Raw genomic sequence first — 25,251 nt, 5'->3', positions numbered from 1 at the left:
GAGGGCGGACATATGCCGGGCGCCGTCACTTCGACGGACGCCCCCGGACCGCTCGCCGCGGAGGCGGCCGGCACGCGGCATCGCATCAGCCTAATAGGCGCTGTCGGACGCGCCCATTCGTAACCCACCGGGCGGCCGCGGATGGCTGCTCGCGAAGGCAGCGGCCGGTTCGGGGTCGACTACTGTGGGCGCTCATGGCCCGTAAATTCGGCTTCACGCTGTCCTATCCGATCCCGGTGGCCGAACTCCACGCTGCGCTCACCGGGGAAGAACTATGGCGCGATCGCTTCGCCGGTGCGCAGACAGCCACCCTCGACCTGTCCCATCCGGGCGGTCCGGGCACCATCCGGCTCGCGATGAGCGAGAAGATCCGGCCGGACAAGATCCCCGGCATCGTCCGCAAGGTACTCAAAAGCGATCTCGTCGTCACCCGCGTGGACAACTGGCAATCACTGACCGGCGATACCGCCGAGGGAACTTTCGAGGGCACCTCGTCGGCCATCTCCTCGGAAATGACCGGAACCTTTCACCTCCGGCCCGCCGGCGACGGTTCGGAACTGGTGGTGTCGGGTTCGGTCAAAGTCAAGGTCCCGCTGGTCGGCGGTGCCATCGAACCCCTGGCCGAGCAGTTGCAGCGGCGCGTCGTGGAAAGCGAACGCAAATTCGTCCTGAAATGGTTCGAAGAACGAGCCAGCGCCTGACACCTTCCCCGGGGCCGTGGATATCCGCGCCCCGGGGACCCTACCGGCCTCCAGGCATACCCGCCGAGGTCGAGCTGTTCGGGAAGCCTGAACGCCGACGCCTCCGAACCCGAGCGGGAACCTGGAGTTTCCCGGTCAGCTCCGAACCTGACGAGCCCAGCGGCGGTGCCGAGTTCAGCGAGGCCCTTGGAGGTTTTGGCCCGGCCCTGCGGTCAGTCCTCGAAGCGCATGCGGCGTAGCCGCGAGTCTCGAGGGCTGACCGCAGGGCCGGGCCAAAACCCCGCGCGCGCCAGCGCGCCGAAAACACAGCTCAGAGTTCTTCGCAGGGCGCGTCCATCGCGGCGGAGGGGTCGAATTCCGTCGGCTCGACCATCACGAGCCAGTTCCCGGAATTGTCCCGGAACACCGCCTCCACGCCGTAGGGCCGTTCCGACGGCGGCTGGACGAAATCCACACCCTTGGCGGTGAGTTCCCGGTAGGCCTTGCGGCAGTCCGTGGTGGTGAGTCCCAGGGATCCGTGGGTGCCGCTGGCCAGTGAGCGGCGGATGGCGTCGGCGAGGTTCTCGTCCAGGGGCGGGCCGGGCACCATCAGGGTCACCGCCAGTTCCGGATGGTCCGGGTGGGCGACGGTGACCCAGCGGAAACCGTTGTCGCCCATCTGCACATCGGCCGTCTCCACGAAACCGAGGGTGTCGACGTACCATTTCTTCGCCTCGGTCTGATCGGTTACATATACCGTGACCAGCGAAATGTTGGTGATGATCGGAGTCATGCTGCGAGATTAGGCGTGCGGCGGGCCGTCCGGCTTCTCCGAAATTGCGGTATCTGGCCGGCGGTCGGACAACCCGTGCATGAACACATAACACCCGGGGATACGCGGCGCGCCGTCGGCGAATTTCGCCTGATACTCCGACGGCGCCACGCCCACCAGTTCGGTGAATTTCCGGGAGAACGAGCCCAGGCTGGTGTAGCCGACCAGCAGGCAGACCTCGGTCACCGTCGTATTGGTGGCCCGCAGCAGGTCCTGCGCCCGCTCGATCCGCCGCTCGGCCAGATATACCGCGGGTGTCCGGCCGTAGGTCGCCGCGAAACAGCGCAGGAAATGGTATTTAGAAACCCCTGCGGCCGCGGCCATACCGTCCAGGTCCAGCGGTTGCGCGTACTCACGGTCGATGAAATCGCGCGCCCGGCGCAGATGCGGGAGCAGATCCTGCGGCACCGGCCGGCCCGTCATCGGGTGCTATCCGAACGGGGCGAGCTCGTCGAAACGCATCGAGGCGCGCCCGGCGGTGCGCCAGGCGCGGGCCGTCAGATCCACATCCTCGTCGGTGACCAGATTCCCCATCACCCGGACGGCGGTGCGCTGCAACAACTTCGAGCGCATAACCGGCGGGCCGCCCATCGGCACCATCCGCGGATGGGTGGCCAGTCCGGCGATCCGCCGGGCCACCGAATAGGTGCGGCCATATTTCGCGCGCAGCAGATCCGGCCACAACCGTGTGAGATCGGGTTCGTCCAGCAGCCCGGCGAGCATATGCCCGCCTTCCAGCCCGTAGTCGATACCCTCGCCGTTCAGCGGATTGACACAGCCCGCGGCATCGCCGACCAGCGCCCAGTTGCGGCCCGCGATACCCGAGACGGCGCCGCCCATCGGCAGCAGCGCCGAGGACACCGCGCGCAGCGTCCCGGTGAACTCCCATTCGTCGCGGCGCAGGGTGGTGTAGTGCTCCAGCAGCGGTTTCAACGAGATATGCGAGGGCCGCCGCTCGGTCGCCAGTGATCCGACGCCGATATTCACCTCACCGTTGGCGAGCGGGAAAACCCAGCCGTAACCGGGCACCAGCTCACCTTCGGCGTTGCGCAGTTCCAGATGCGAGGTGATCCATTGGTCGTCACTGCGACCGGAGGCGATATAGGCGCGCGCGGCCACCCCGTAGGCGTACTTCCGGTGCCAGGTGCGGCCCAGGAGCTTGCCGACGGGAGAACGGACGCCGTCGGCCACGATCAGCGTTTCGCAACGGATTTCGGAGACCGATTCGCCCGCCCGCACCGTTACCCCGGTGACGCGTTCACCGTCGCGGACGACCTCGGCAACTTTGACGCCGTCGAACATTCGCGCACCGGATTTCACGGCGGTCTCGCGCAGTTTGTCGTCCAATTCGGTGCGCGGTATCGCACTGCCGTAGGTGGGGAACGATCCGGCCGGCCAGGGCAGCAGGGCCTCCCGGCCGAACCCGGTCATCCGCAAACCGTGGTTGACGGTATGCGCACGGACCCATTCGCCCAGGCCCAGATGTTCCAGTTCGGCGGTGGCGCGGGGCGTCAAACCGTCACCACAGGTCTTGTCCCGCGGAAACACGGCGGAGTCGAGCAGCAGCACATCGCGGCCCGCCCGCGCGGCCCAGGCCGCGGCCGCCGAACCCGCCGGGCCCGCACCTACTACCAGCACCTGCGCATGTGCGGGCAGCGCGCCCCGGTCGCTGTCGGCTGGTGTGGCTTCGGGTGCACCCATGCGGTCAATAGTTACAGGCCGTTGTTCGTGATGTCGATGGCGGTACGGTGCACAGCATGAGCGAGTCAGGCCCGGAGGTGGTAGCGCAGCGTGACCACGCAGGGCCCTCGCTCATGCTCATTCAATACAGTGATGGTGTTCATGGGCGTTCGGGCATGGACACGCTAGGTTCATCACCGTGGGGTCGGACGCGTCCTTGGGAGAAGGTATGAGCACATCTGCTGTGAGCGAAGCCGGCACGGTGGTGGCGGGGGTGGACCTCGGAGACGCCGCCCTCGCCGCGACAGTGCGCAACGGCCTCGATCGAGTGGAGGAGTTACTGGTCGAGGAACTGTCGGCGGGTGCCTCCTTCCTGCAGGAAGCAGCGCTGCATCTGGCCAAGGCCGGTGGTAAACGGTTCCGTCCGCTGTTCACCGTCCTGACCGGTCAGCTCGGCCCGCGGCCCGACGACCCGGATCTGCTCACCGCCGGCACCGTTGTCGAGCTGGTCCACCTGGCGACTCTCTACCACGACGACGTCATGGACGAGGCCACCATGCGGCGCGGCGCACCGAGCGTGAACTCGCGCTGGGGCAACAGTGTGGCGATTCTGGCCGGCGATTATCTGTTCGCCCATGCCTCCCGTCTCACCTCCACGCTCGGGCCCGACGCGGTGCGTATCATCGCCGAAACGTTCGCCGAACTGGTCACCGGCCAGATGCGCGAGACGATGGGGGCTCGCCAAGAGGGCGACCCGGTCGCGCACTACTTGAAGGTGGTCTGGGAAAAGACCGGTTCACTGATCGCGGCCGCGGGCCGTTTCGGCGGCACGTTCTCCGGTGCCGGTCCGGAGCATGTGGAGCGGCTCGCCCGCCTCGGCGATGTGGTGGGCACTGCCTTCCAGATCTCCGACGACATCATCGATATCTCCTCGGTCTCGGCGCAGTCCGGCAAAACGCCGGGTACCGACCTCCGCGAAGGGGTCCACACGCTGCCGGTCCTCTACGCCCTCCGCGACGAAGGTCCGGACGGCGACCGTCTGCGCACGCTCCTGGACCATCCGCTCGCCACGGATGCGGAAGTCGCCGAAGCGCTCGAACTGCTCGGCCGGTCCCCGGGCATGACGCAGGCCAAGGAGAAACTACGCGAGTACGCCGATATCGCCCACGCGGAGCTGAAAGCTCTCCCCGCGGGTCCGGCGAACGACGCCCTGGTACGCCTGGTCCAGTACACGATCGAACGCGTGGGCTGAACTTCAGGCGCCGCCGGCGGCGGCATGGATCCAGGAACTCCTGTGTGGGTCCCGGTCGTTGTTCCGGTATAGCGGTTCTGGCCGAAATCCGCGCGTCTGGGCGCGCCACGAACACAGGAGTGCTATGCACGGGCACGGGTTTGCGAATGGGTTGAAAACGTTCGGGCTCATGGTCGGTCTTTCCGCGCTCATCGTGTTGGCGGGCGCCGCTTTCCGGAATACCACCATTCTGGTGATCGCGGTGCTACTGGCTGTGGCGATGAACGGTTATGCGTATTTCAACAGCGATAAACTCGCGCTGAAGGCGATGCGGGCGCAGCCGGTCAGCGAGATCGAGGCACCCGTTATCTATCGCATCGTGCGCGAATTGGCGACAACCGCTCGGCAACCTGTACCGCGGCTCTACATAAGTCCTACGAATGCGCCGAACGCGTTCGCCACCGGGCGTAGTCCGCGCCATGCGGCAGTGTGCTGTACCAGCGGCATTCTCCAGATTCTGGACGAACGGGAACTGCGGGCCGTGCTCGGGCACGAACTATCGCACGTCTACAACCGGGATATTCTGATCTCCTCGATTGCCGGCGCCATGGCCGCGGTGATATCCGGGCTCGCGAACTTCGCGTATTTCGCAGCCGCTTTCGGCGGTAACCGGGGCGGTTCCGGTCCGAATCTCATCGGGGTCCTGCTGGTGTCGCTGCTGGGGCCCATTGCCGCGGGGTTGATCAAACTGGCCGTTTCGCGATCGCGGGAATATCAGGCCGACGAGTCGGGTGCCGAATTGACCGGTGATCCGCTCGCGCTGGCGTCCGCCTTGCGGAAGCTGGAGCGCGGGGTGCAGGCGGCGCCGCTGCCGCCCGAACCCCGGCTCACCGCGCAATCGCATTTGATGATCGCCAATCCGTTCCGTCCGGGCGATCGGATGGCCCGGATGTTCTCGACACATCCGCCGATGGCCGAGCGGATCGCGCGACTGGAACAAATGGCCGGGCGGGATCAGCGATAGTTCACGAACTGCAGCGCGATATCGAAATCCTCGCCTTTGAGCAGAGATATGACGGCCTGCAAATCGTCTCGTTTTTTGCTGCTCACACGCAGTTCGTCGCCCTGGATCTGGGCTTTGACCCCCTTGGGGCCTTCGTCGCGGATCTTCTTGGAGATCTTCTTGGCATGTTCGGAGTCGATCCCCTGCACCAGTGTGCCGGTGATCTTGTAAGTCTTACCCGAGGCGACCGGGTCACCGGCGTCGAATGCTTTGAGGGAGATATCCCGGCGGATCAGTTTCTCCTTGAAAACGTCGAGCGCGGCCTTGACCCGCTCCTCGGATTCGGCGGTGAGCACCACTTTGTCCTCGCCGGACCATTCGATGCCGGCGCCCGTTCCCCGGAAGTCGTAGCGCGTGCCCAGTTCCTTCTCGGCCTGGTGCAGCGCGTTGTCGACTTCCTGCCGTTCGACCTTGCTGACGATATCGAATGATGAATCGGCCACACTGCGCTCCTGTTCGCTGTTCGGTAACCCTGAGTGCCTACGCAAGCTACCCCGTTTGCGGCGTAGCGCTGAGCCGCCATGTCGATGCCGCCCGGCCGAGCCGGTACATGGGCGACATGGGCGCGCCCGGGTGGATGGACGGATCTCGGTCTACCGAGCCGATATGACGCGGCCGCCGGCCGGGCCGGCAGGGTTGACACCAGCTGTTCGTGCGATCTGGCCAGCCGGTTTGCATTCCGGGTGCGGGTTCGTTGTATCCTGCTCACCGCACTCGGAAAGCGGCCGGAAGGTCGGGAGTGCGGTACGAGGCAGGTTGCCCGAGCGGCCAATGGGAGCAGACTGTAAATCTGTCGGTGAAAGCCTACGTAGGTTCGAATCCTACACCTGCCACTACGAACCCCCGCCGGTGAAAGCCGACGGGGGTTCTGCCGTATCGGGAGCATTCCGCCTGGGTAATGCGAGCCGGAAAACCAGCTCTGACCACCCGGTTTGGTGCTCTCGGCGAAGGGTGTGTACTCTCGTTCAAGTCTTCGAGGCAACGGGTGCGGGTTATCCGGTTCCGCTGCGGAGAAGTCGTGCCCCCTTAGCTCAGTCGGCAGAGCGTTTCCATGGTAAGGAAAAGGTCAACGGTTCGATTCCGTTAGGGGGCTCGCCGGATTGCCGGTGGTGTCCGACTCGGCACTCCAAGCCGCGACGTCGCCGTTGCAGATGGTACGTAAGGCGGTGTAGCTCAGTCGGTAGAGCAAACGACTCATAATCGTTGTGTCGCCGGTTCAAGTCCGGCCATCGCTACCCATACTGATTGACCCTCTGGTTGACCGGAAAGAAGGCATATCGTGGCCGCGAAGTCCACCGATGTCCGGCCAAAGATCACCTTGGCCTGCGAGCAGTGCAAGCATCGCAACTACATCACCAAGAAGAACCGGCGCAACGACCCGGATCGGCTGGAACTGAAGAAGTTCTGCCCGAACTGCGGCACGCACCGGGCGCATCGCGAATCTCGCTGATCACCGCGTGCGGTCGCCACTTCCTCGGTCGTGGTGGCCCGCGGTAGAGCAGTCGGCTGATGCCTGGTCCACGCTCAGGGTGGACCAGGCGGCCATCCGTCGGCTCCGTGCCGCCGGGGGCGGTGCCGATCCGGCTCGCTACGGTTATGGTTCTCTTATGGGCGGCTCGGCCGCTCATTCGCGGTCGGCGATAGGCCGCGGTATTGATCGGGCGGTTGCGCGGTCTCCCTCTCGGCTACGCCGGTTACCACTTTCTGGGCTGACGCTCAGCCGCCATACAGCATGGGTGAGTCAGGCCCGGAGGCGGCAGCGAAGCGTCACCACGCAGGGCTCTCGCGCATGCTCAATCGACGCAGACTCCGTGCTGCGGGGTCAGATAGGTACAGTCCTCCCGTGACAACGAACACCGGAACAGACGAAGTGGTCGAGATGGAAGCGGAGTTCGATCCCGCCGCCCACGCGGCCGCCATGGTCGGTCACCACTATCGTGTGGACGATTACTACGAGGTCGGCCGCGAGAAGGTGCGTGAGTACGCCCGCGCCGTCCAGGACAGCCACCCGGTGCACTGGGACGAAGATATCGCGCTGGAATTCGGCTACGACGGTCTGGTCGCCCCGCTGACGTTCATCTCCCTCATCGGCATCCTGGCGCAGCGCAAACTCTTCGAAACGGTCGTCACCGGTTATGATCTGAGCCAGATCATGCAGACCGACCAGATCCTGGAATTCCACCGGCCGATCGTGGTCGGCGACCGGTTGACCTGTGATGTCTTTCTGCATTCGTTCCGGCAGGCCTTCGGTGGCGACATCATCGTCACCAAGAACATCGTCACCGATCAGCACGACGAGCTGGTTCTCACCACCTACACGACGCTGGTCGGCCGCAGCGGCGGCGATATCGATCCCAATCTCAACGAGGCCGTCCGCAAGGTTCTTATGCACGGCATGGACTCCTCCCTCCCCGATCACACGCCACGGTCGCATCCCGCGCCGCCGGCTCCGGCCGCGAGCAAGGTCCCGGCGACCCGTTTCGCGCGCTCGTTCGACGACGTCTCCGTGGGGGACGAACTGCCCACGCGGGTCGTCCGCCTCACTCGCGGTGATCTGGTGAACTACGCCGGTGTCTCCGGTGACGCCAACCCCATCCACTGGAGCGACGAAGTCGTGAAACTCGTGGATCTGGACACCTGCGTCGCGCACGGCATGCTCTCGATGGGCCTGGGTGGCGGGTTCGTGACGTCGTGGCTGGGCGATCCGGGCGCGGTGCAGGAGTACAACGTCCGATTCACCAGTCCGGTGTTCGTGAGCGCTACCGAACCGGCCGAGGTCGAATTCAGCGGCAAGATCAAGTCTGTCGATCCGGAGACCAGGACCGCGGTGATCGCGATTGTCGCGAAGTCCGGTGGTCGCAAGATCTTCGGCCGGGCGACAGCGACCGTCCGGTTGTCCTGACCTGGACGAGTGGCCCTGATTGGCTTCTGTCGCCGACCGTGCCGTACACTCGGGATTCTGGGGTCACCAGCCGATGCGCGCTGCTCTGCAAGGCTGGTTCCAGGCGGGGTTCTCGAGTATCGGCCACACCGGCTGAGTAGGCTCGAGTCGAGCCGGAAGGTTCGGTCCCGCCGACGGGGCCGGCGTCTGCCGGAGCGGCGCGCGTGTTGTGTGACACCAGCGCCGACAATTGAATATCGCAGTGTGGCTGGATGGCACGAGAGTGCTGGGTCCAGCCGAAGGGGCGTAGCTCAAATGGCAGAGCAGCGGTCTCCAAAACCGCAGGTTGCAGGTTCAAGTCCTGTCGCCCCTGCCCTCGATGCCGGCGATGAGAGAGGATCGATGTGACCGACGAGCGGGACACTCGCCGCGGCGGAAACAGCGCCGACGACGGTGATGACACCGCCGCCGCACAGCGGCCGAGCGGAAAGCGCTCCGCTCGGCGGAGCCGGTCCGGCGCGTCGGATACCGGTTCGATCGCGACCATCGATCGGCCGGCACGTAAGGCCGAGCCGAAGTCCGGCGGAGCCGAGCGGGGCCGGTCACGGAATCCGTTCAAACGTTTGTTCAAGTTCCTGCGTGAGGTGATCGCGGAACTGCGGAAGGTTATCTGGCCCAACCGGAAGCAGATGGTCACCTATACGACCGTTGTGCTGGTGTTCGTGATCTTCATGGTCGCGTTCATCAGCGGGTTGGATCTGGCGTTCATCAAGGGTGTCGACTGGTTGTTCGGTTAGCCAGGCGATATCGGCGCCGGTAACCCGATCCGCGCCGTGGGCCGGACGCCAGATGCGTGCGCCGCGCCCGAACCCGGCACGCAGAGGATGCACGTGACGACACAGGAAGCGAGTGCCCAGTGAGCACCCCGGAGAACGACACCACCGACGAGTTCCCGGTCGACGATCAGGCGGCCGAGGAGGCTGCTGTATCTGTCGAGGAGCCGGCGTCCGATGCCGAGCCCGAGGCTGCCGACGAGGCCGCGCCCGCATCCGTCGAAGCGGAAGAAGCCGATCCGGTCGAGCAGATGAAGGCCGTCCTGCGGCGCGCTCCCGGCGACTGGTATGTCATCCACTCCTACGCCGGTTACGAGAACAAGGTGAAGACCAATCTCGAGACCCGTGTGCAGAACCTGGATCTGGAGGAGTACATCTTCCAGGTGGAGGTGCCCACCGAAGAGGTCACCGAGATCAAGAACGGCCAGCGCAAGAGCGTCAACCGCAAGGTGCTGCCGGGCTACATCCTGGTGCGGATGGATCTGAACGACGAGTCCTGGGGCGCGGTGCGTAACACCCCCGGTGTCACCGGGTTCGTCGGCGCGACCTCGCGCCCCTCCCCGCTGACCATCAATGAAGTGGTGAAATTCCTGGTCCCGGCTTCGCAGCAGAAGAAGGCGGCCGCACCGGCCGCCGCCAGCGCGACCCCGGAGACCGGCGGCGAGACCCCGGCCAAGCCCACCATCGAGGTCGATTTCGAGATCGGCGAATCGGTGACGGTGATGGACGGCCCGTTCGCGACGCTGCCCGCGACCATCTCCGAGGTCAATGCCGAGCAGCAGAAGCTGAAGGTGCTGGTCTCGATCTTCGGTCGGGAAACGCCGGTCGAGCTGGAATTCACCAAGGTCGCCAAGATCTAGCGGCGGCGCCTGTGCCTCCCGGGGCCGCCGTGTCCCGGGCCGGACCTTGCAGAGCGCAAGGAACACCACACAACTAGGAAAGAAAGATGCCCCCCAAGAAGAAGAAGCTCGCCGGGATCATCAAGCTTCAGATCCAGGCCGGCGCGGCGAATCCGGCTCCGCCGGTCGGCCCGGCGCTCGGTCAGCACGGCGTCAACATCATGGAGTTCTGCAAGGCGTACAACGCCGCGACCGAGTCGCAGCGCGGGAACGTCGTGCCGGTCGAGATCTCGGTGTACGAGGATCGGTCCTTCGACTTCAAGCTGAAGACACCGCCCGCTGCCCGGCTGCTGCTGAAGGCTGCCGGTGTGCAGAAGGGTTCGCCCGAGCCGCATCGCAACAAGGTCGCCACGGTGACCATGGATCAGGTGCGCGAGATCGCGAAGACCAAGCAGGAAGATCTGAACGCCAACGATATCGATCAGGCGGCCAAGATCATTGCCGGGACCGCGCGCTCGATGGGAATCACCGTCGAAGGCTGAGGGCCCGGTTTGATCCCGCTTTCGGTGGGAGGGCCGGCCAGGCCCGATAACCACGGCTGAACCGAGACAAGGACAGAGAATTATGGCAAAACGAAGCAAGGCGTATCTCGCCGCGGCCGAGAAGGTCGATCGCACCAAGCTCTACTCCCCGCTGGCCGCCGCGCGGCTCGCCAAGGAGACCTCCACCACCAAGACCGATGCGACCGTCGAGGTTGCCGTCCGGCTCGGCGTGGATCCCCGTAAGGCCGACCAGATGGTCCGCGGCACGGTGAACCTGCCGCACGGCACCGGTAAAACCGCCCGCGTCATCGTGTTCGCGGCCGGTGAGAAGGCCGCCGAGGCCGAGGCCGCCGGTGCGGATGCCGTCGGCGCCGAGGATCTGATCGAGCGGATCCAGGGCGGCTGGCTGGACTTCGACGCCGCGATCGCCACCCCCGACCAGATGGCCAAGGTCGGCCGGATCGCGCGTGTCCTGGGCCCGCGCGGACTGATGCCGAACCCGAAGACCGGCACGGTCACCACCGATGTCACCAAGGCGGTCAACGACATCAAGGGCGGCAAGATCAACTTCCGGGTCGACAAGCAGGCCAACCTGCACTTCGTCATCGGTAAGGCGTCGTTCGACGACAGCAAGCTGGTGGAGAACTACGGCGCCGCGCTGGACGAGATCCTGCGCGCCAAGCCGTCGACCGCCAAGGGGCGTTACGTCAAGAAGGTGACGGTTTCGACGAACACCGGACCGGGCATCCCGGTGGACCCGAACCGCACCCGCAACCTCCTCGAAGAGGACGCGACCGCGTAAGGCGCTCGGCAGATACATCGCTGGCGGTGGGAACGGATTCCGTTCCCACCGCCAGCGTTGTTTTCGAAACCGCGCCGTCACGGCAGGTCGGCAGTCGGTCGGATAGGCCGTTTTGCCAGGACAGGGGTCCAGCAGCTATCCTTCTCTAGGTTGTCGACTGGTTCGACACCACCCAATCTGTTCTACCGAAGACCGTAGGTCGCCGATTCCGGATGGAATCGGTCGAAGGTCCGGCGAGAGTGCCGGCGGCCCGCGCAGGGAGAGCCGAGGCTGGAAGCGAACGCGGGTAGCCCCTGCGGTCGAGATCTTCTTTCGCGCCCCGGAACGCTCTGCGTTCGGGGCGCTTGTTCTTTCGCCGGCCCCTGAATCGGTAGGGCAACACCCGAACCGACATCAGAGAGGAGGCGAAGTATGGCGAAACCCGAAAAGGTTGCCGCGGTCGCAGAGATCACCGAGCAGTTCAAGGGCTCGACGGCCGCAGTCGTCACGGAATACCGTGGCCTGTCCGTTAGTGCTCTCACCGAACTGCGTCGTGCGCTCGGTGCCGGCGCCACGTACTCCGTCGCCAAGAACACCCTGGTGAAGCGCGCTGCGGCCGAGGCCGGCGTGGAGGGCCTGGACGACCTGTTCGTCGGACCCACCGCGATCGCGTTCATCTCCGGTGAGCCGGTCGACGCCGCCAAGGCGCTGAAGGCCTTCGCCAAGGACAACAAGGCGCTCGTCATCAAGGGCGGCTACATGGACGGTGCTCCGCTGTCCGTGTCCGAGGTCGAGCGGATCGCCGATCTGGAGTCCCGCGAGGTCCTGCTGGCCAAGCTGGCCGGCGCGATGAAGGGCAATCTGGCCAAAGCCGCCGGTCTGTTCAACGCTCCCGCTTCGCAGGTGGCCCGCCTGGCCGCCGCGCTGCAGGAGAAGAAGCAGGCCGAAGGCGGCGAAGCCGCCGCGGAGTAAGACCCGCGTCCCCATTCGCGGAACGGTCGACTCCGGCTCGCCCGCACAGACATTCACTATCGAAAGGAAACAACAATGGCCAACGTTGACGAGCTGCTCGAAACCTTCGGCAGCATGACCCTGCTCGAGCTGTCGGACTTCGTCAAGAAGTTCGAGGAGAAGTTCGAGGTCACCGCCGCTGCTCCGGTCGCTGTCGCCGCCGCGGGTGCCGCCCCGGCCGCCGCTGAGGCCGCCGAAGAGCAGGACGAGTTCGACGTCATCCTCGAGGGTGCCGGCGACAAGAAGATCCAGGTCATCAAGGTGGTCCGCGAGATCGTCTCCGGCCTGGGCCTGAAGGAAGCCAAGGACCTCGTCGAGGGTGCGCCGAAGCCGATCCTGGAGAAGGTGGCCAAGGATGCCGCCGAGGCCGCCAAGGAGAAGCTGGAAGGCGCCGGCGCGAAGGTTTCGGTCAAGTAATTCCGACTGTGCCTATCGAGCGTGACCGAGGGCCCTGCGTGGTGACGCTGCGCTGCCGCATCCGGGCCTGACTCGCTCACGCTGTAGCAAGAAAAACGGGCGGCTCCCCGCGGAGCCGCCCGTTTCTTGTTCGCAGGTTAACCGCGATTCCGCCGTGTGGACGCCTCCGCCGGTGGTTACTCTTCGGTCAGGTCGGGTGTGTTATAGGCGTCGCATGAGATACAGTGACCGGACCTACTGTGACGTGACGCACCGCTACCGGGTCTGCGGTGCCGAGTGGGTGGCTCGCTGAGAAATGTGGAGGTTGGCGTGGGCGTCGAGGTCAGGACCGAGAGTGTAACCAAGTCGTTCGGTTCACAGCGGATTTGGCAGGACGTTTCTATTACCCTGCCTGCCGGTGAGGTCAGCGCGCTGCTGGGCCCGTCGGGTACCGGTAAGTCCGTATTCCTGAAGTCGTTGATCGGCCTGCTGCGGCCGGAACGCGGTTCTATTTTCATCGGTGGTACCGATATCACCACCTGCTCGAACAAGGAACTCTACGAGATCCGCAAACTGTTCGGGGTGCTCTTCCAGGACGGTGCGCTGTTCGGATCGATGAATCTCTTCGACAATGTGGCTTTCCCGCTGCGCGAGCACACCAAGAAACCCGAATCCGAGATCCGCAAGATCGTGATGGAGAAGCTGGAACTGACCGGTCTTCTCGGCGCCGAGGGCAAACTGCCCGGCGAGATCTCCGGCGGTATGCGCAAACGAGCCGGTCTGGCTCGTGCGCTGGTGCTCGATCCGCAGATCATCCTGGTCGACGAGCCCGACTCGGGCCTGGATCCGGTGCGTACTTCGTACCTCAGCCAGTTGCTCATCGACATCAACGCGCAGATCGATGCCACGATTCTGATCGTCACGCACAACATCAACCTGGCGCGTACGGTGCCCGACAACATCGGCATGCTCTTCCGCCGCCAGCTGGTCATGTTCGGTCCTCGTGAGGTCCTGCTCACCAGTGAGGAGCCGGTGGTCAAGCAGTTCCTCAACGGCCGCATGATCGGCCCCATCGGTATGTCCGAGGAGAAGGACGAAGCCCAGATGGCGCGCGAGCAGGCGATGGTCGATGCCGGCCATCATCACGGTGGTGCCGAAGAGGTGGAAGGCATCATCCCGCAGATGAAGGCGCAGCCGGGTATGCCGGTCCGGCAGGCCGTACAGCGGCGCAAGAACCGGGTCCGCGAGATCATGCACACCCTGCCGCACGCGGCGCAGGCGGCCATCCGCGAATCGCTCGATCAGAACGACGAGACGATGGTCATGTCCTACAACTCCGGGCAGCAACTCGGTGCGGGTGATCAGGGCAACGATTTCCCCGGCTCCGACTACGACACCATGCAGTACCCCAAGGTGTAACAAGATCTCGCTGGCGAGAAGCAGCGCGTCGGGTTTCCACCCGGCGCGCTGTTCGCTTTCTGCCGCCGCCGAGGTCGCTCCGACCGGGCGGATACGGGGCGAATCGGTGGTTACCGCTGATCTTGGTAGTGGGCGAGTAATCCGGCAGACCTCCAGGTCGGCACGGGCACTTGACGAGTTTCGCCGGACCAGTCACGCTATTGGAGGCAGCTCGAGTTGCCTCGGTAGTGCACGACCACCCGACGCCGAATCGGTTACCGGCGGCAGGGCCGTGGCCCGGAACGTAGCCAGCGATACGGGCCCGGCGCGTCAGCCGCGCGGCGGTTCGCCGGGGTGGTACTTTGACACCTCCGTATAGGTAGGTGTAGGTTTGGACGTTGCGCTGGCTGCCTCCTGTCCATACCTTGATCGCACTACGAAAGTCCCACCCTTCCGGTGTTGCTTCCGTTGTTTGCTGTTCGAGTCTCGTTCGGGTTGTGACCAGCGAGAATCCCAAAATGTAGCAGACAAGCGACGGTCGCGGACCACCACGCGACGCGCGTGAGGTGCTGGAAGGACGCATCTTGGCAGTCTCCACCCAGACAAGCGCCAATACGAAGCTGGGAGTTTCAGGGGGTATCCCCGGGGCTCCGTTGCGGGTGTCTTTCGCGAAGCTCCGGGAGCCGCTGGAGGTGCCCGGACTTCTCGATCTACAAACGGAATCTTTCGCCTGGCTGGTCGGCACGCCGGAATGGCGTGAGCGGGCGGCCGCTCGCGGCGACGGCGGGCTGGTCGGCGGGCTCGAGGAGGTCCTCGAAGAGCTTTCGCCGATCGAGGACTTCTCCGGTTCGATGTCCCTGTCCTTCTCCGATCCGCGCTTCGAAGAGGTCAAGGCCTCCATCGACGAGTGCAAAGACAAGGACATGACCTACGCGGCGCCGTTGTTCGTCACCGCGGAGTTCATCAACAACAACACCGGTGAGATCAAGAGCCAGACGGTTTTCATGGGAGATTTCCCGATGATGACCGATAAGGGCACCTTCATCATCAACGGCACCGAACGTGTCGTGGTGTCCCAGCTGGTGCGCTCGCCGGGCGTCTACTTCGACCAGTCGGTCGACAAGAGCACCGAAAAGGATCTGCACAGCGTCCGGGTGATCCCGAGCCGCGGCGCCTGGCTGGAGTTCGACGTCGACAAGCGCGACACCGTCGGTGTGCGGATCGACCGTAAGCGCCGTCAGCCCGTCACGGTTCTGCTCAAGGCCCTCGGCTGGACGAACGAGGAGATCGCGGAGCGGTTCGGCTTCTCCGAGATCATGATGTCCACCCTGGAGAAGGACAACACCGCCGGCCAGGACGAGGCGCTGCTCGATATCTACCGCAAACTGCGGCCGGGTGAACCGCCCACCAAGGAGTCCGCGCAGACCCTGCTGGAGAACCTGTTCTTCAAGGAGAAGCGTTACGACCTGGCCCGCGTCGGCCGGTACAAGGTCAACAAGAAGCTGGGCGTCAACGCCGGTGTCCCGGTCAAGGGCTCGGTGCTGACCAAGGACGATATCGTCGCGATCATCGAGTACCTGGTTCGCCTGCACCAGGGCGACCGGGTGATGACCGTCCCCGGTGGCGTCGAGGTTCCCGTCGGGGTCGACGATATCGATCACTTCGGCAACCGGCGTATCCGCACGGTCGGCGAGCTGATCCAGAACCAGATCCGCGTCGGCCTGTCCCGGATGGAACGTGTCGTGCGCGAGCGCATGACCACCCAGGACGTCGAGGCCATCACGCCGCAGACCCTGATCAACATCCGTCCCGTCGTGGCGGCGATCAAGGAATTCTTCGGCACCTCGCAGCTGTCGCAGTTCATGGACCAGAACAACCCGCTGTCGGGCCTGACCCACAAGCGTCGCCTGAACGCGCTGGGCCCGGGTGGTCTGTCCCGTGAGCGAGCCGGCCTCGAAGTCCGTGACGTCCACCCGTCGCACTACGGCCGCATGTGCCCCATCGAGACCCCGGAAGGCCCGAACATCGGCCTGATCGGCTCGCTGGCGGTGTACGCGCGGGTCAATCCGTTCGGTTTCATCGAAACGCCGTACCGGAAGGTCATCGACGGCCGGGTCACCGACGAGATCGTGTACCTGACCGCCGACGAGGAGGACCGGCACACCCGTGCCCAGGCCAACTCGGTGGTTCTCGCGGACGGTAGCTTCGCCGAGGATCGCATCCTCGCCCGTAAGGGCAATGAGGAGATGGAGTACGTCGGTCCGGGCGAGGTCGACTACATGGACGTCTCGCCGCGCCAGATGGTGTCGGTGGCGACCGCCATGATCCCGTTCCTCGAACACGACGACGCCAACCGTGCCCTCATGGGTGCGAACATGCAGCGTCAGGCCGTGCCGCTGATCCGTTCCGAATCGCCGCTGGTCGGCACCGGTATGGAACTGCGGGCCGCGGTCGACGCCGGCGATGTGGTCGTGAACGAGAAGCCCGGTGTGGTGGAGGAGGTCTCGGCCGACTACATCACCGTCATGCACGACGACGGCACCCGCCGCAGCTACCGGATGCGCAAGTTCGCCCGCTCCAACCAGGGCACCTGCGCCAACCAGCGGCCGATCGTGGACGAGGGTCAGCGGGTCGAATACGGCCAGGTGCTGGCCGACGGGCCGTGCACCGAGAACGGTGAGATGGCGCTCGGCAAGAACCTGCTCGTGGCGATCATGCCGTGGGAGGGCCACAACTACGAGGACGCGATCATCCTGTCGCAGCGCCTCGTCGAGGACGACGTCCTGACCTCGATCCATATCGAAGAGCACGAGATCGACGCCCGTGACACCAAGCTGGGCGCCGAGGAGATCACCCGGGACATCCCGAACGTCTCCGACGAGGTGCTGGCCGATCTGGACGAGCGGGGCATCGTGCGTATCGGCGCCGAGGTCCGCGACGGCGACATCCTGGTCGGCAAGGTGACGCCCAAGGGCGAGACCGAGCTGACCCCGGAAGAGCGGCTGCTGCGCGCGATCTTCGGTGAGAAGGCGCGCGAAGTGCGCGATACCTCGCTGAAGGTTCCGCACGGTGAGTCCGGCAAGGTCATCGGTATCCGGGTGTTCTCCCGCGAGGACGACGACGATCTGCCTCCGGGTGTGAACGAGCTGGTCCGGGTGTACGTGGCGCAGAAGCGCAAGATCCAGGACGGCGACAAGCTGGCCGGCCGGCACGGCAACAAGGGTGTTATCGGCAAGATCCTGCCGACCGAAGATATGCCGTTCATGCCGGACGGCACCCCGGTCGACATCATCCTGAACACCCACGGTGTGCCGCGTCGTATGAACATCGGCCAGATCCTGGAAACCCACCTCGGCTGGATCGGCAAGGCGGGCTGGCAGGTCGACGTCGCCACCGACGGCACCCGTCCGGAATGGGCGCAGGCGCTGCCGGAGGAGATGCTGGGCGCACCGCAGGACTCCAATATCGCGACCCCCGTCTTCGACGGTGCCCGCGAAGAGGAGCTCACCGGTCTGCTCGCGTCGACGCTGCCCAACCGCGACGGTGAGCGGATGGTCAACGACGACGGCAAGGCGACACTGTTCGACGGACGTTCCGGCGAACCGTTCCCCTACCCGGTGGCGGTCGGCTACATGTACATCCTGAAGCTGCACCACCTGGTCGACGACAAGATCCACGCCCGGTCGACCGGTCCGTACTCGATGATCACCCAGCAGCCGCTCGGTGGTAAGGCGCAGTTCGGCGGTCAGCGTTTCGGCGAAATGGAATGCTGGGCGATGCAGGCCTACGGCGCCGCCTACACCCTGCAGGAACTGCTGACCATCAAGTCCGACGACGTCGTGGGCCGCGTGAAGGTCTACGAGGCGATCGTCAAGGGCGAGAACATTCCGGAGCCGGGCATTCCGGAATCGTTCAAGGTTCTGCTCAAGGAACTTCAGTCGCTGTGCCTCAATGTCGAGGTGCTGTCGTCCGACGGCGCCGCGATCGAGATGCGCGACGGCGACGACGAGGATCTGGAGCGGGCGGCGGCCAACCTGGGCATCAACCTGTCCCGGAACGAAGCGGCCACCGTCGACGATTTGGCGAACTAGGGCGATGGCCGGGTGCCGTGACGGATTACGGCTCGGCGCCCGGCCACCGCGTTCGAACCATTAGAGAACTTTTGCTCGTATTCGACCCGAACAGGGGAAAGGAAGTTACGTGCTAGACGTCAACTTCTTCGATGAACTCCGGATCGGCCTGGCCACCGCCGAAGACATCCGCAACTGGTCTTTCGGCGAGGTGAAGAAGCCGGAGACCATCAACTACCGCACGCTCAAGCCGGAGAAGGACGGCTTGTTCTGCGAGAAGATCTTCGGTCCCACCCGGGACTGGGAGTGCTACTGCGGTAAGTACAAGCGCGTCCGCTTCAAGGGCATCATCTGTGAACGCTGCGGCGTCGAGGTGACCCGGGCGAAGGTGCGCCGTGAGCGGATGGGCCATATCGAGCTGGCCGCTCCGGTCACCCACATCTGGTATTTCAAGGGTGTGCCGAGCCGGCTCGGCTACCTGCTCGACCTGGCGCCGAAGGATCTGGAAAAGATCATCTACTTCGCCGCCTACGTCATCACCGCTGTCGACGACGAGATGCGGCACAACGAGCTGTCGACGCTCGAAGCGGAGATGGAGGTCGAGAAGAAGACCGTCACCGACCAGCGCGATGCCGACCTCGAAGCCCGGGCGCAGAAGCTCGAGGCCGATCTGGCCGAGCTGGAGGCCGAGGGCGCGAAGTCCGATGTACGCCGCAAGGTCAAGGACGGCGGCGAGCGCGAGATGAAGCAGCTCCGCGACCGCGCCCAGCGTGAGCTGGACCGGCTCGAGGAGATTTGGAACACCTTCACGAAGCTGGCTCCCAAGCAGCTGATCGTGGACGAGGTGCTCTACCGCGAGCTCATCGACCGCTACGGCGAGTACTTCACCGGCGCGATGGGCGCGGAGTCCATCCAGAAGCTGATGGAGAACTTCGATATCGAGGCCGAGGCCGAGAATCTGCGGGAGACCATCCGCAGCGGTAAGGGTCAGAAGAAGCTGCGCGCGCTCAAGCGGCTCAAGGTCGTCGCGGCGTTCCAGACCAACGGCAACTCGCCGATGGGCATGGTGCTCGACGCCGTTCCGGTGATTCCGCCGGAACTGCGGCCGATGGTCCAGCTCGACGGTGGCCGCTTCGCCACCTCCGACCTGAACGACCTGTACCGCCGCGTGATCAACCGCAACAACCGCCTCAAGCGACTGATCGACCTCGGCGCGCCCGAGATCATCGTCAACAACGAGAAGCGGATGCTGCAGGAATCCGTGGACGCGCTGTTCGACAACGGCCGTCGCGGCCGGCCGGTCACCGGTCCGGGTAACCGTCCGCTCAAGTCGCTGTCCGATCTGCTCAAGGGCAAGCAGGGCCGCTTCCGGCAGAACCTGCTCGGTAAGCGCGTCGACTACTCCGGTCGTTCGGTCATCGTCGTCGGCCCGCAGCTGAAACTGCATCAGTGTGGTCTGCCGAAGCTGATGGCGCTGGAGCTGTTCAAGCCGTTCGTGATGAAGCGGCTGGTCGACCTGAACCACGCGCAGAACATCAAATCCGCGAAGCGGATGGTGGAGCGGCAGCGGCCGCAGGTGTGGGACGTCCTCGAAGAGGTCATCGCCGAGCACCCCGTGCTGCTGAACCGTGCGCCGACGCTGCACCGCCTCGGTATCCAGGCCTTCGAGCCGCAGCTGGTCGAGGGTAAGGCCATCCAGCTGCACCCGCTGGTCTGTGAGGCGTTCAACGCCGACTTCGACGGTGACCAGATGGCCGTGCACCTGCCGCTGTCGGCGGAGGCGCAGGCCGAGGCCCGCATCCTGATGCTGTCCTCGAACAACATCCTGTCCCCGGCGTCGGGCCGGCCGCTGGCCATGCCGCGTCTGGACATGGTGACGGGTCTGTACTACCTGACCCGGGCCGAGGAAAACGCCAAGGGCGAGTACCAGCCGGCCACCGCGGACGGTCCGGAGCAGGGCGTGTACTCCTCGCCGGCCGAGGCCCAGATGGCGGTCGACCGCGGGGAACTCACCGTGCGCTCGAATATCAAGGTGCGGCTGACCGATCAGCGGCCGCCGAAGGATGTCGAAGCGGAGCTCTTCCCGGACGGCTGGCGGCGCGGCGATGCCTGGACCACCCAGACCACGCTGGGCCGGGTGCTGTTCAACGAGTTGCTGCCCGGTGACTACGCCTTCATCAACGAGCCGATGCCGAAGAAGCGGCAGGCGACGATCATCAACGATCTCGCCGAGCGGTATCCGATGATCGTGGTCGCGCAGACCGTCGACAAGCTCAAGGATTCCGGTTTCTACTGGGCCACCCGTTCGGGTGTCACCGTCTCCATGTCGGACGTGCTCGTTCCGCCGGAGAAGGCCGAGATCATGGAGCGCTACGAGGCGCAGTCCGATCAGATCGAGAAGAAGTACCAGCGTGGTGCTCTCGATCACCAGGAGCGCAACAACGCCCTGGTCAAGATCTGGCAGGAAGCGACCGAGGAAGTCGGTAAGGCGCTGCGCGCGCACTACCCGGCCGATAACCCGATCATCACGATCGTCGATTCGGGCGCCACGGGTAACTTCACCCAGACCCGTACCCTCGCCGGTATGAAGGGCCTGGTGACGAACCCGAAGGGTGAGTTCATCCCGCGGCCGATCAAGTCCTCGTTCCGTGAGGGCCTGACGGTTCTGGAGTACTTCATCAACACCCACGGCGCGCGTAAGGGTCTGGCCGACACCGCGCTGCGTACCGCCGACTCGGGTTACCTGACCCGTCGTCTGGTGGACGTCTCGCAGGACGTGATCGTGCGCGAGACCGACTGTGCCACCGAACGCGGCATCGTCGTGCATATCGCGGAGAAGCAGCCGGATGGCACGATGATCCGCGATGCGCATGTGGAGACCTCCGCCTACGCCCGGACGCTCGCGTCCGACGCGCTGGACACCGCCGGCAACGTGGTGGTGGGCAAGGGCGCCGATCTCGGCGACCCGGCCATCGAAGCGCTGCTGGAAGCCGGTATCACCGAGGTCCGGGTCCGCTCCGTGCTGACCTGTGGCACCGGTACCGGGGTCTGCGCGGTCTGCTACGGCCGTTCGATGGCGACCGGCAAGCTGGTCGATATCGGCGAGGCCGTCGGTATCGTCGCCGCCCAGTCCATCGGTGAGCCCGGTACTCAGCTGACCATGCGTACCTTCCACCAGGGTGGTGTCGCGGGTGATGACATCACCGGCGGTCTGCCGCGTGTGCAGGAGCTGTTCGAGGCGCGGGTGCCCAAGGGCAAGGCGCCCATCGCCGAGGTGTCGGGCCGGATCCGGCTGGAGGACGACGACCGCTTCTACAAGATCACCATCATTCCCGATGACGGTGGCGACGAAGTGGTCTACGACAAGCTGTCCAAGCGTCAGCGTCTGCGTGTCTTCAAGCACGACGACGGTTCCGAGCGTCTGCTCGCCGACGGCGACCACGTCGAGGTCGGCCAGCAGCTGCTGGAAGGCGCGGCGGATCCGCACGAGGTGCTGCGCGTGATGGGCCCCCGGCAGGTGCAGATCCACCTGGTCCACGAGGTCCAGGAGGTCTACCGCTCGCAGGGTGTGTCGATCCACGACAAGCACATCGAGGTCATCGTTCGCCAGATGCTGCGCCGGGTGACGATCATCGACTCGGGCGCCACCGAGTTCCTGCCCGGATCGCTCACCGAGCGTTCCGAGTTCGAGGCGTCCAACCGTCGTGTCGTCGCCGAGGGCAACGAGCCCGCGGCCGGCCGTCCGGTGCTGATGGGTATCACCAAGGCGTCGCTGGCCACCGATTCGTGGCTGTCGGCGGCGTCCTTCCAGGAGACCACCCGAGTCCTGACGGATGCGGCCATCAACTGCCGCTCCGACAGGCTCATCGGCCTCAAGGAGAACGTGATCATCGGTAAGCTGATCCCGGCCGGTACCGGTATCAACCGGTACCGCAACATCCAGGTTCAGCCGACCGAAGAGGCTCGTGCCGCGGCGTACGCGGTGCCGTCCTACGACGACACCTACTACAGCCCGGAGGGCTTCGGTGCTTCCACCGGTGCCGCGGTCCCGCTGGACGACTACGGTTTCAGCGACTACCGGTAGTCATCTCTTTCGGTAACAGCATTCGGCCCCGCACCGTTGAGGTGCGGGGCCGAAGTGCGTTTACGTCGATCGGCGAAGAGCCGTGGACGGGGATAACTGGTTCCATACCGCGCGCTTGGACTCAGTTATGGGATTGGACGGCTGACGGGTTGTGGACGCGTCGATGCCGTAGTGGTGTGAGCTCGAAAGCCGCTACGCCGTTTCGCCGACCGGCAGGTGAAGCTGCAGGCCGTCGAGGAGGGTCGCGAGACCGAATTCGAAGCTGCTGTCCGGTCCTTCGTTGTACGCCGTGCCTGCCGCTGTGTCGATGCGGGTCCGCAGGTGTGGGTACTTCCGGGCTATCTCGGCTGCGGCGGTGAGGGTTTCGTTCAGTTCAGCTTGGGGGTCGCCGCCCTTCTTGGAGAGGCGCCGCCTCAGCGAGATGTTCGCCGCCGCGCCCACGGCATTACCCAGGACGAACATGAAGACCGTGGCCGCGGCGCGGTCGGCTTGGTCGGCGGTGAAGCCGGCGTTGTCGTAGATGGTGAGGACGTGGTCGTCGTGGCGTGATTTGTTCTCGCCGTACAGGAGATACGACGCTTGCGCCTGGACGAGCCATGGGTGGCGGCTCATCATCGTGTACATGCCGGTGGCCATTGTTTCGGCTGCCGTGCGCCAGTCGAGGCTGTCGAGGTCGGGTAGTTCTATCTCGGCCCAGACCGCGTCGGTGGCGAGGCGGAGGAGATTGTCCTTGTTCTGGACGTGCCAGTACATCGCGGTGGTAGCGTTCGTCAGCATGCCGCTGGTGCGGAACCTACGGTGCGGCGGCCATGGCGAGCGCGCAGAACGAACTGGCGCGCCAGGGCGTGCGCACGACCGCGCTGAGCGAGAACGGAATGCGGTTCGACGCGAGTGGGCACGAATGGGCCGCGCCCGCCGGTATCGCTACCGTGCTGCTGGCCGTTGCCGGAGTGAATCTGGCGGGCGCCGGGTGGGCGGCGACACTGGACCTGATCGTGTTCGCCCTGGTGCTGATCGGCAACGGCGTCATCGTCTACAGCAATGCCACAGCCGCGAAATCGGTGCGCGTGGCATTTCACCGCAAGAGCGATCCGGAGTTGATGCGGGTGGATGTGCCGGCCCTGCTGAAAGCGGCCGAAGCCGGGTTCCCCGGGTGGACCTGGACCCTGCAGAAATTCCGCAATGTGGTGGTGTTCGGGGCCGCGGCGCTCGGAATTGTGGTCGTGCTCTTCGGGTGATCGGTCCGGTCCGTACCATGATCGGCCCGCTCCGTATCCGGAGCGGGCCGATCGGTGTTCTCAGGATCGCGCGGCAGTCTCGGCCGGTGCGTCTTCCGATTCTGTGTCGGACTCCGCGGTCACCGGCCGGGGCCGGGGGCTTCCGGTGCGGGCATGCGTCGCGTAGAGCGTCAGGCCGACGAAAGCCAGGCCGCCCACGAGATTTCCGATGACTGTCGGGATCTCGTTCCAGATCAGGTAATCACCGATGGAGAAATCGCCGCCCAGGAGCAGGCCGGATGGAAACAGGAACATATTCACGATGGAATGTTCGAAACCCATGTAGAAGAACAACATGATCGGCATCCACATGGCGATCACCTTGCCGGATACCGCGGTCGACATCATCGCCGCGACCACTCCGGTGGATACCATCCAATTGCAGAGCACGCCGCGAATGAAAAGGGTGAGCATTCCGGCGGCACCGTGGTCGGCATAGCCCACAGTGCGGGAGACACCGATTTCGCCGAGTTTCTGACCCACCTCGTTGGGATCCATCGAGAAACCCATGGTCACAATGATCGCCATCATGACCGCGACGGTGAACGCCCCCGCGAAATTGCCGACGAAAACGAGGGTCCAGTTACGCAGGACCGCACGCCAATTCACGCCCGGCCGCTTATCGAGCCAGGCCAGTGGGACAAGGGTGAAGACCCCGGTCAGCAGATCGAAGCCCAGCAGGTACAGCAGGCAGAATCCGACCGGGAACAGCACCGCGCCGAGTAGTGCCTCACCTGTCTGCACCGTGATCGTGACGGCGAACGCGGCGGCGAGCGCCAGAATGGCGCCCGCCATATAGGCGCGGATCACCGTATCGCGGGTGGACATGAATGCTTTCGCTTCGCCGGCGTCGATCATTTTGCCGACGAAAGCCGTCGGCTCGAGGTACGACATGACACGTCCTTCGCTCGTAGTGCTCGTAGGCGCAGTGTGCGGTGCCGAGATTTCCCGGTCGTATCGAGCGGGGCGCGCCGGTGTTACCGGGCGCTCACCGGAACGGCCGGTGCCGCATGCTGTTCGGTATCCGTGTTTCTCCATGACCCCGGCTCGGATGTTTCGGCGACGTGAACAGTGCGATACCGGTTCGTCCGGCCGCACTTCACGGTGGGACGCTTTCGATATTTCCGACGATGGCAGGAGTTTGTATGGAACCGATCATGAGCAAAAGCGCGGCCGCCGATCTCGTTGTCGCGGCGCGTATCCGGCGCGGGTTTTCCTGGGCCGATATCGCCGAGGCGCTCGGCGCTCCGCTGGTGTGGACCACTGCCGCGTTGCTCGGGCAGCACCCGATGACGGCGGAACAGGCGCGGCGGGTATGCGATCTACTCGGGCTGGACGAGGCGGTGGCGGAGAGCCTGAGTCTGCAGCCCGCCCGCGGTGCCGATCCGTCGCTCATGAGTGATCCGACGATCTATCGATTCGTGGAAGCGATCTCCGTGTACGGCCCCGCACTCAAAGAGTTGATCCACGAGGAGTTCGGGGACGGAATCATGAGCGCTATCAACTTCAAGGTCGATTTCGCGCGGCGGCCGGATCCGGACGGCGACCGGGTGGTCATCACCTTCGACGGGAAGTTCCTCGACTACCGCTGGTGACGGCTGCGCGAAATTTTCGCGGTGTCCTGTTGACATCGTGAACCGCTGACCCATCTAC

The 25,251-nt window shown here is 64.9% G+C and carries 22 protein-coding genes and 4 tRNA genes; 20 read left to right on the top strand and 6 right to left on the bottom strand.

Annotated elements, in window-relative coordinates; all coding sequences use genetic code 11:
• Positions 1 to 194: 194 nt before the first annotated feature.
• Entirely contained in the window at positions 195 to 701 is a 507-nt protein-coding gene (locus tag ACIA75_RS00975; RefSeq protein WP_397098517.1) for a DUF2505 domain-containing protein, read from the top strand.
• Between the two features lie 310 nt (positions 702 to 1,011).
• Here the strand turns inward: ACIA75_RS00975 and ACIA75_RS00970 are convergent, their stop codons facing one another.
• The 3 genes from ACIA75_RS00970 to ACIA75_RS00960 are packed head-to-tail and all read right to left on the bottom strand — an operon-like array spanning position 1,012 to position 3,213.
• Positions 1,012 to 1,464: a VOC family protein gene (locus ACIA75_RS00970; RefSeq protein ID WP_397100819.1), complete on the bottom strand. Its 453-nt coding sequence runs from the start codon at positions 1,462 to 1,464 to the stop codon at positions 1,012 to 1,014.
• Positions 1,465 to 1,482: 18 nt separating this feature from the next.
• Positions 1,483 to 1,935, bottom strand: a complete 453-nt coding sequence (locus ACIA75_RS00965; RefSeq protein ID WP_397098515.1) for a helix-turn-helix transcriptional regulator — start codon at positions 1,933 to 1,935, stop codon at positions 1,483 to 1,485.
• Positions 1,936 to 1,941: 6 nt separating this feature from the next.
• Positions 1,942 to 3,213: a geranylgeranyl reductase family protein gene (locus ACIA75_RS00960; protein ID WP_397098513.1), complete on the bottom strand. Its 1,272-nt coding sequence runs from the start codon at positions 3,211 to 3,213 to the stop codon at positions 1,942 to 1,944.
• Positions 3,214 to 3,421: 208 nt separating this feature from the next.
• Here ACIA75_RS00960 and ACIA75_RS00955 point away from each other — a divergent pair, with 208 nt between their 5' ends.
• Both ACIA75_RS00955 and htpX read left to right on the top strand, forming a co-directional pair.
• Positions 3,422 to 4,444 (top strand): polyprenyl synthetase family protein, encoded by a 1,023-nt coding sequence (locus tag ACIA75_RS00955; RefSeq protein WP_397098511.1) that lies wholly within the window; start codon positions 3,422 to 3,424, stop codon positions 4,442 to 4,444.
• Positions 4,445 to 4,568: 124 nt separating this feature from the next.
• A complete protein-coding gene (gene htpX / locus ACIA75_RS00950) occupies positions 4,569 to 5,447 on the top strand; it encodes a zinc metalloprotease HtpX (RefSeq protein ID WP_397098509.1) in 879 nt (292 codons plus the stop codon).
• Here htpX and ACIA75_RS00945 read toward each other — a convergent pair.
• A complete protein-coding gene (locus ACIA75_RS00945; RefSeq protein WP_397098507.1) occupies positions 5,438 to 5,929 on the bottom strand; it encodes a YajQ family cyclic di-GMP-binding protein in 492 nt (163 codons plus the stop codon). The genes htpX and ACIA75_RS00945 overlap by 10 nt on opposite strands.
• A 307-nt stretch (positions 5,930 to 6,236) precedes the next feature.
• Here ACIA75_RS00945 and ACIA75_RS00940 point away from each other — a divergent pair.
• From ACIA75_RS00940 to ACIA75_RS00870, 15 genes are all read left to right on the top strand, one after another.
• Positions 6,237 to 6,319: transfer RNA gene (locus ACIA75_RS00940), tRNA-Tyr, on the top strand.
• Positions 6,320 to 6,506: 187 nt separating this feature from the next.
• A tRNA-Thr gene (locus tag ACIA75_RS00935) sits at positions 6,507 to 6,579 on the top strand.
• 69 nt (positions 6,580 to 6,648) lie between these two features.
• Positions 6,649 to 6,721, top strand: a tRNA-Met gene (locus tag ACIA75_RS00930).
• A gap of 44 nt (positions 6,722 to 6,765) precedes the next feature.
• A complete protein-coding gene (rpmG, locus tag ACIA75_RS00925; RefSeq protein ID WP_011211653.1) occupies positions 6,766 to 6,936 on the top strand; it encodes a 50S ribosomal protein L33 in 171 nt (56 codons plus the stop codon).
• A gap of 429 nt (positions 6,937 to 7,365) precedes the next feature.
• Positions 7,366 to 8,388, top strand: coding sequence for a fused (3R)-hydroxyacyl-ACP dehydratase subunits HadA/HadB (locus ACIA75_RS00920; RefSeq protein WP_397100818.1), 1,023 nt, complete (start codon positions 7,366 to 7,368; stop codon positions 8,386 to 8,388).
• Positions 8,389 to 8,667: 279 nt separating this feature from the next.
• A tRNA-Trp gene (locus tag ACIA75_RS00915) sits at positions 8,668 to 8,740 on the top strand.
• Positions 8,741 to 8,771: 31 nt separating this feature from the next.
• Positions 8,772 to 9,164 carry a preprotein translocase subunit SecE gene (secE, locus tag ACIA75_RS00910; protein WP_397098505.1) on the top strand — a complete coding sequence of 131 codons (393 nt, stop codon included), beginning with the start codon at positions 8,772 to 8,774 and terminating at the stop codon, positions 9,162 to 9,164.
• A gap of 119 nt (positions 9,165 to 9,283) precedes the next feature.
• Complete coding sequence (gene nusG, locus ACIA75_RS00905) at positions 9,284 to 10,060, top strand: transcription termination/antitermination protein NusG (protein WP_397098503.1); 777 nt, start codon at positions 9,284 to 9,286, stop codon at positions 10,058 to 10,060.
• Positions 10,061 to 10,146: 86 nt separating this feature from the next.
• The gene (gene rplK / locus ACIA75_RS00900; protein ID WP_328388715.1) at positions 10,147 to 10,581 is read left to right on the top strand and encodes a 50S ribosomal protein L11; all 435 of its coding nucleotides are present in this window, start codon (positions 10,147 to 10,149) and stop codon (positions 10,579 to 10,581) included.
• Between the two features lie 82 nt (positions 10,582 to 10,663).
• Complete coding sequence (rplA, locus tag ACIA75_RS00895; protein WP_397098501.1) at positions 10,664 to 11,383, top strand: 50S ribosomal protein L1; 720 nt, start codon at positions 10,664 to 10,666, stop codon at positions 11,381 to 11,383.
• 411 nt (positions 11,384 to 11,794) lie between these two features.
• A complete protein-coding gene (gene rplJ / locus ACIA75_RS00890) occupies positions 11,795 to 12,334 on the top strand; it encodes a 50S ribosomal protein L10 (RefSeq protein ID WP_397098499.1) in 540 nt (179 codons plus the stop codon).
• A 75-nt stretch (positions 12,335 to 12,409) separates the two neighbouring features.
• Positions 12,410 to 12,790 carry a 50S ribosomal protein L7/L12 gene (gene rplL / locus ACIA75_RS00885; RefSeq protein ID WP_397098496.1) on the top strand — a complete coding sequence of 127 codons (381 nt, stop codon included), beginning with the start codon at positions 12,410 to 12,412 and terminating at the stop codon, positions 12,788 to 12,790.
• A gap of 309 nt (positions 12,791 to 13,099) precedes the next feature.
• Positions 13,100 to 14,188, top strand: coding sequence for an ABC transporter ATP-binding protein (locus ACIA75_RS00880; RefSeq protein ID WP_397098494.1), 1,089 nt, complete (start codon positions 13,100 to 13,102; stop codon positions 14,186 to 14,188).
• A gap of 545 nt (positions 14,189 to 14,733) precedes the next feature.
• The gene (locus ACIA75_RS00875) at positions 14,734 to 18,258 is read left to right on the top strand and encodes a DNA-directed RNA polymerase subunit beta (RefSeq protein WP_397098492.1); all 3,525 of its coding nucleotides are present in this window, start codon (positions 14,734 to 14,736) and stop codon (positions 18,256 to 18,258) included.
• Between the two features lie 109 nt (positions 18,259 to 18,367).
• Positions 18,368 to 22,321: a DNA-directed RNA polymerase subunit beta' gene (locus tag ACIA75_RS00870; protein ID WP_397098490.1), complete on the top strand. Its 3,954-nt coding sequence runs from the start codon at positions 18,368 to 18,370 to the stop codon at positions 22,319 to 22,321.
• A gap of 192 nt (positions 22,322 to 22,513) precedes the next feature.
• Here ACIA75_RS00870 and ACIA75_RS00865 read toward each other — a convergent pair whose 3' ends face one another.
• Complete coding sequence (locus ACIA75_RS00865; protein WP_397098488.1) at positions 22,514 to 23,098, bottom strand: TetR/AcrR family transcriptional regulator C-terminal domain-containing protein; 585 nt, start codon at positions 23,096 to 23,098, stop codon at positions 22,514 to 22,516.
• A gap of 32 nt (positions 23,099 to 23,130) precedes the next feature.
• Here ACIA75_RS00865 and ACIA75_RS00860 point away from each other — a divergent pair, with 32 nt between their 5' ends.
• Complete coding sequence (locus tag ACIA75_RS00860; protein ID WP_397098486.1) at positions 23,131 to 23,559, top strand: hypothetical protein; 429 nt, start codon at positions 23,131 to 23,133, stop codon at positions 23,557 to 23,559.
• Positions 23,560 to 23,619: 60 nt separating this feature from the next.
• Here the strand turns inward: ACIA75_RS00860 and ACIA75_RS00855 are convergent, their stop codons facing one another.
• A complete protein-coding gene (locus tag ACIA75_RS00855; protein WP_397098484.1) occupies positions 23,620 to 24,492 on the bottom strand; it encodes a formate/nitrite transporter family protein in 873 nt (290 codons plus the stop codon).
• 251 nt (positions 24,493 to 24,743) lie between these two features.
• On the opposite strand from ACIA75_RS00855, the gene cynS reads away from it, so the two are divergent.
• On the top strand, positions 24,744 to 25,193 hold the full coding sequence (cynS, locus tag ACIA75_RS00850) for a cyanase (RefSeq protein WP_397098482.1): 450 nt from the start codon (positions 24,744 to 24,746) through the stop codon (positions 25,191 to 25,193).
• The last annotated feature ends 58 nt before the right edge of the window (positions 25,194 to 25,251 follow it).

Origin of the sequence: Nocardia sp. NPDC051750 (assembly GCF_044453135.1) — a bacterium.
Classification (GTDB): Bacteria; Actinomycetota; Actinomycetes; order Mycobacteriales; family Mycobacteriaceae; genus Nocardia.
Note: the sequence above shows the minus strand (reverse complement) of the source record. Positions and strands in the feature narration are given on the sequence as shown.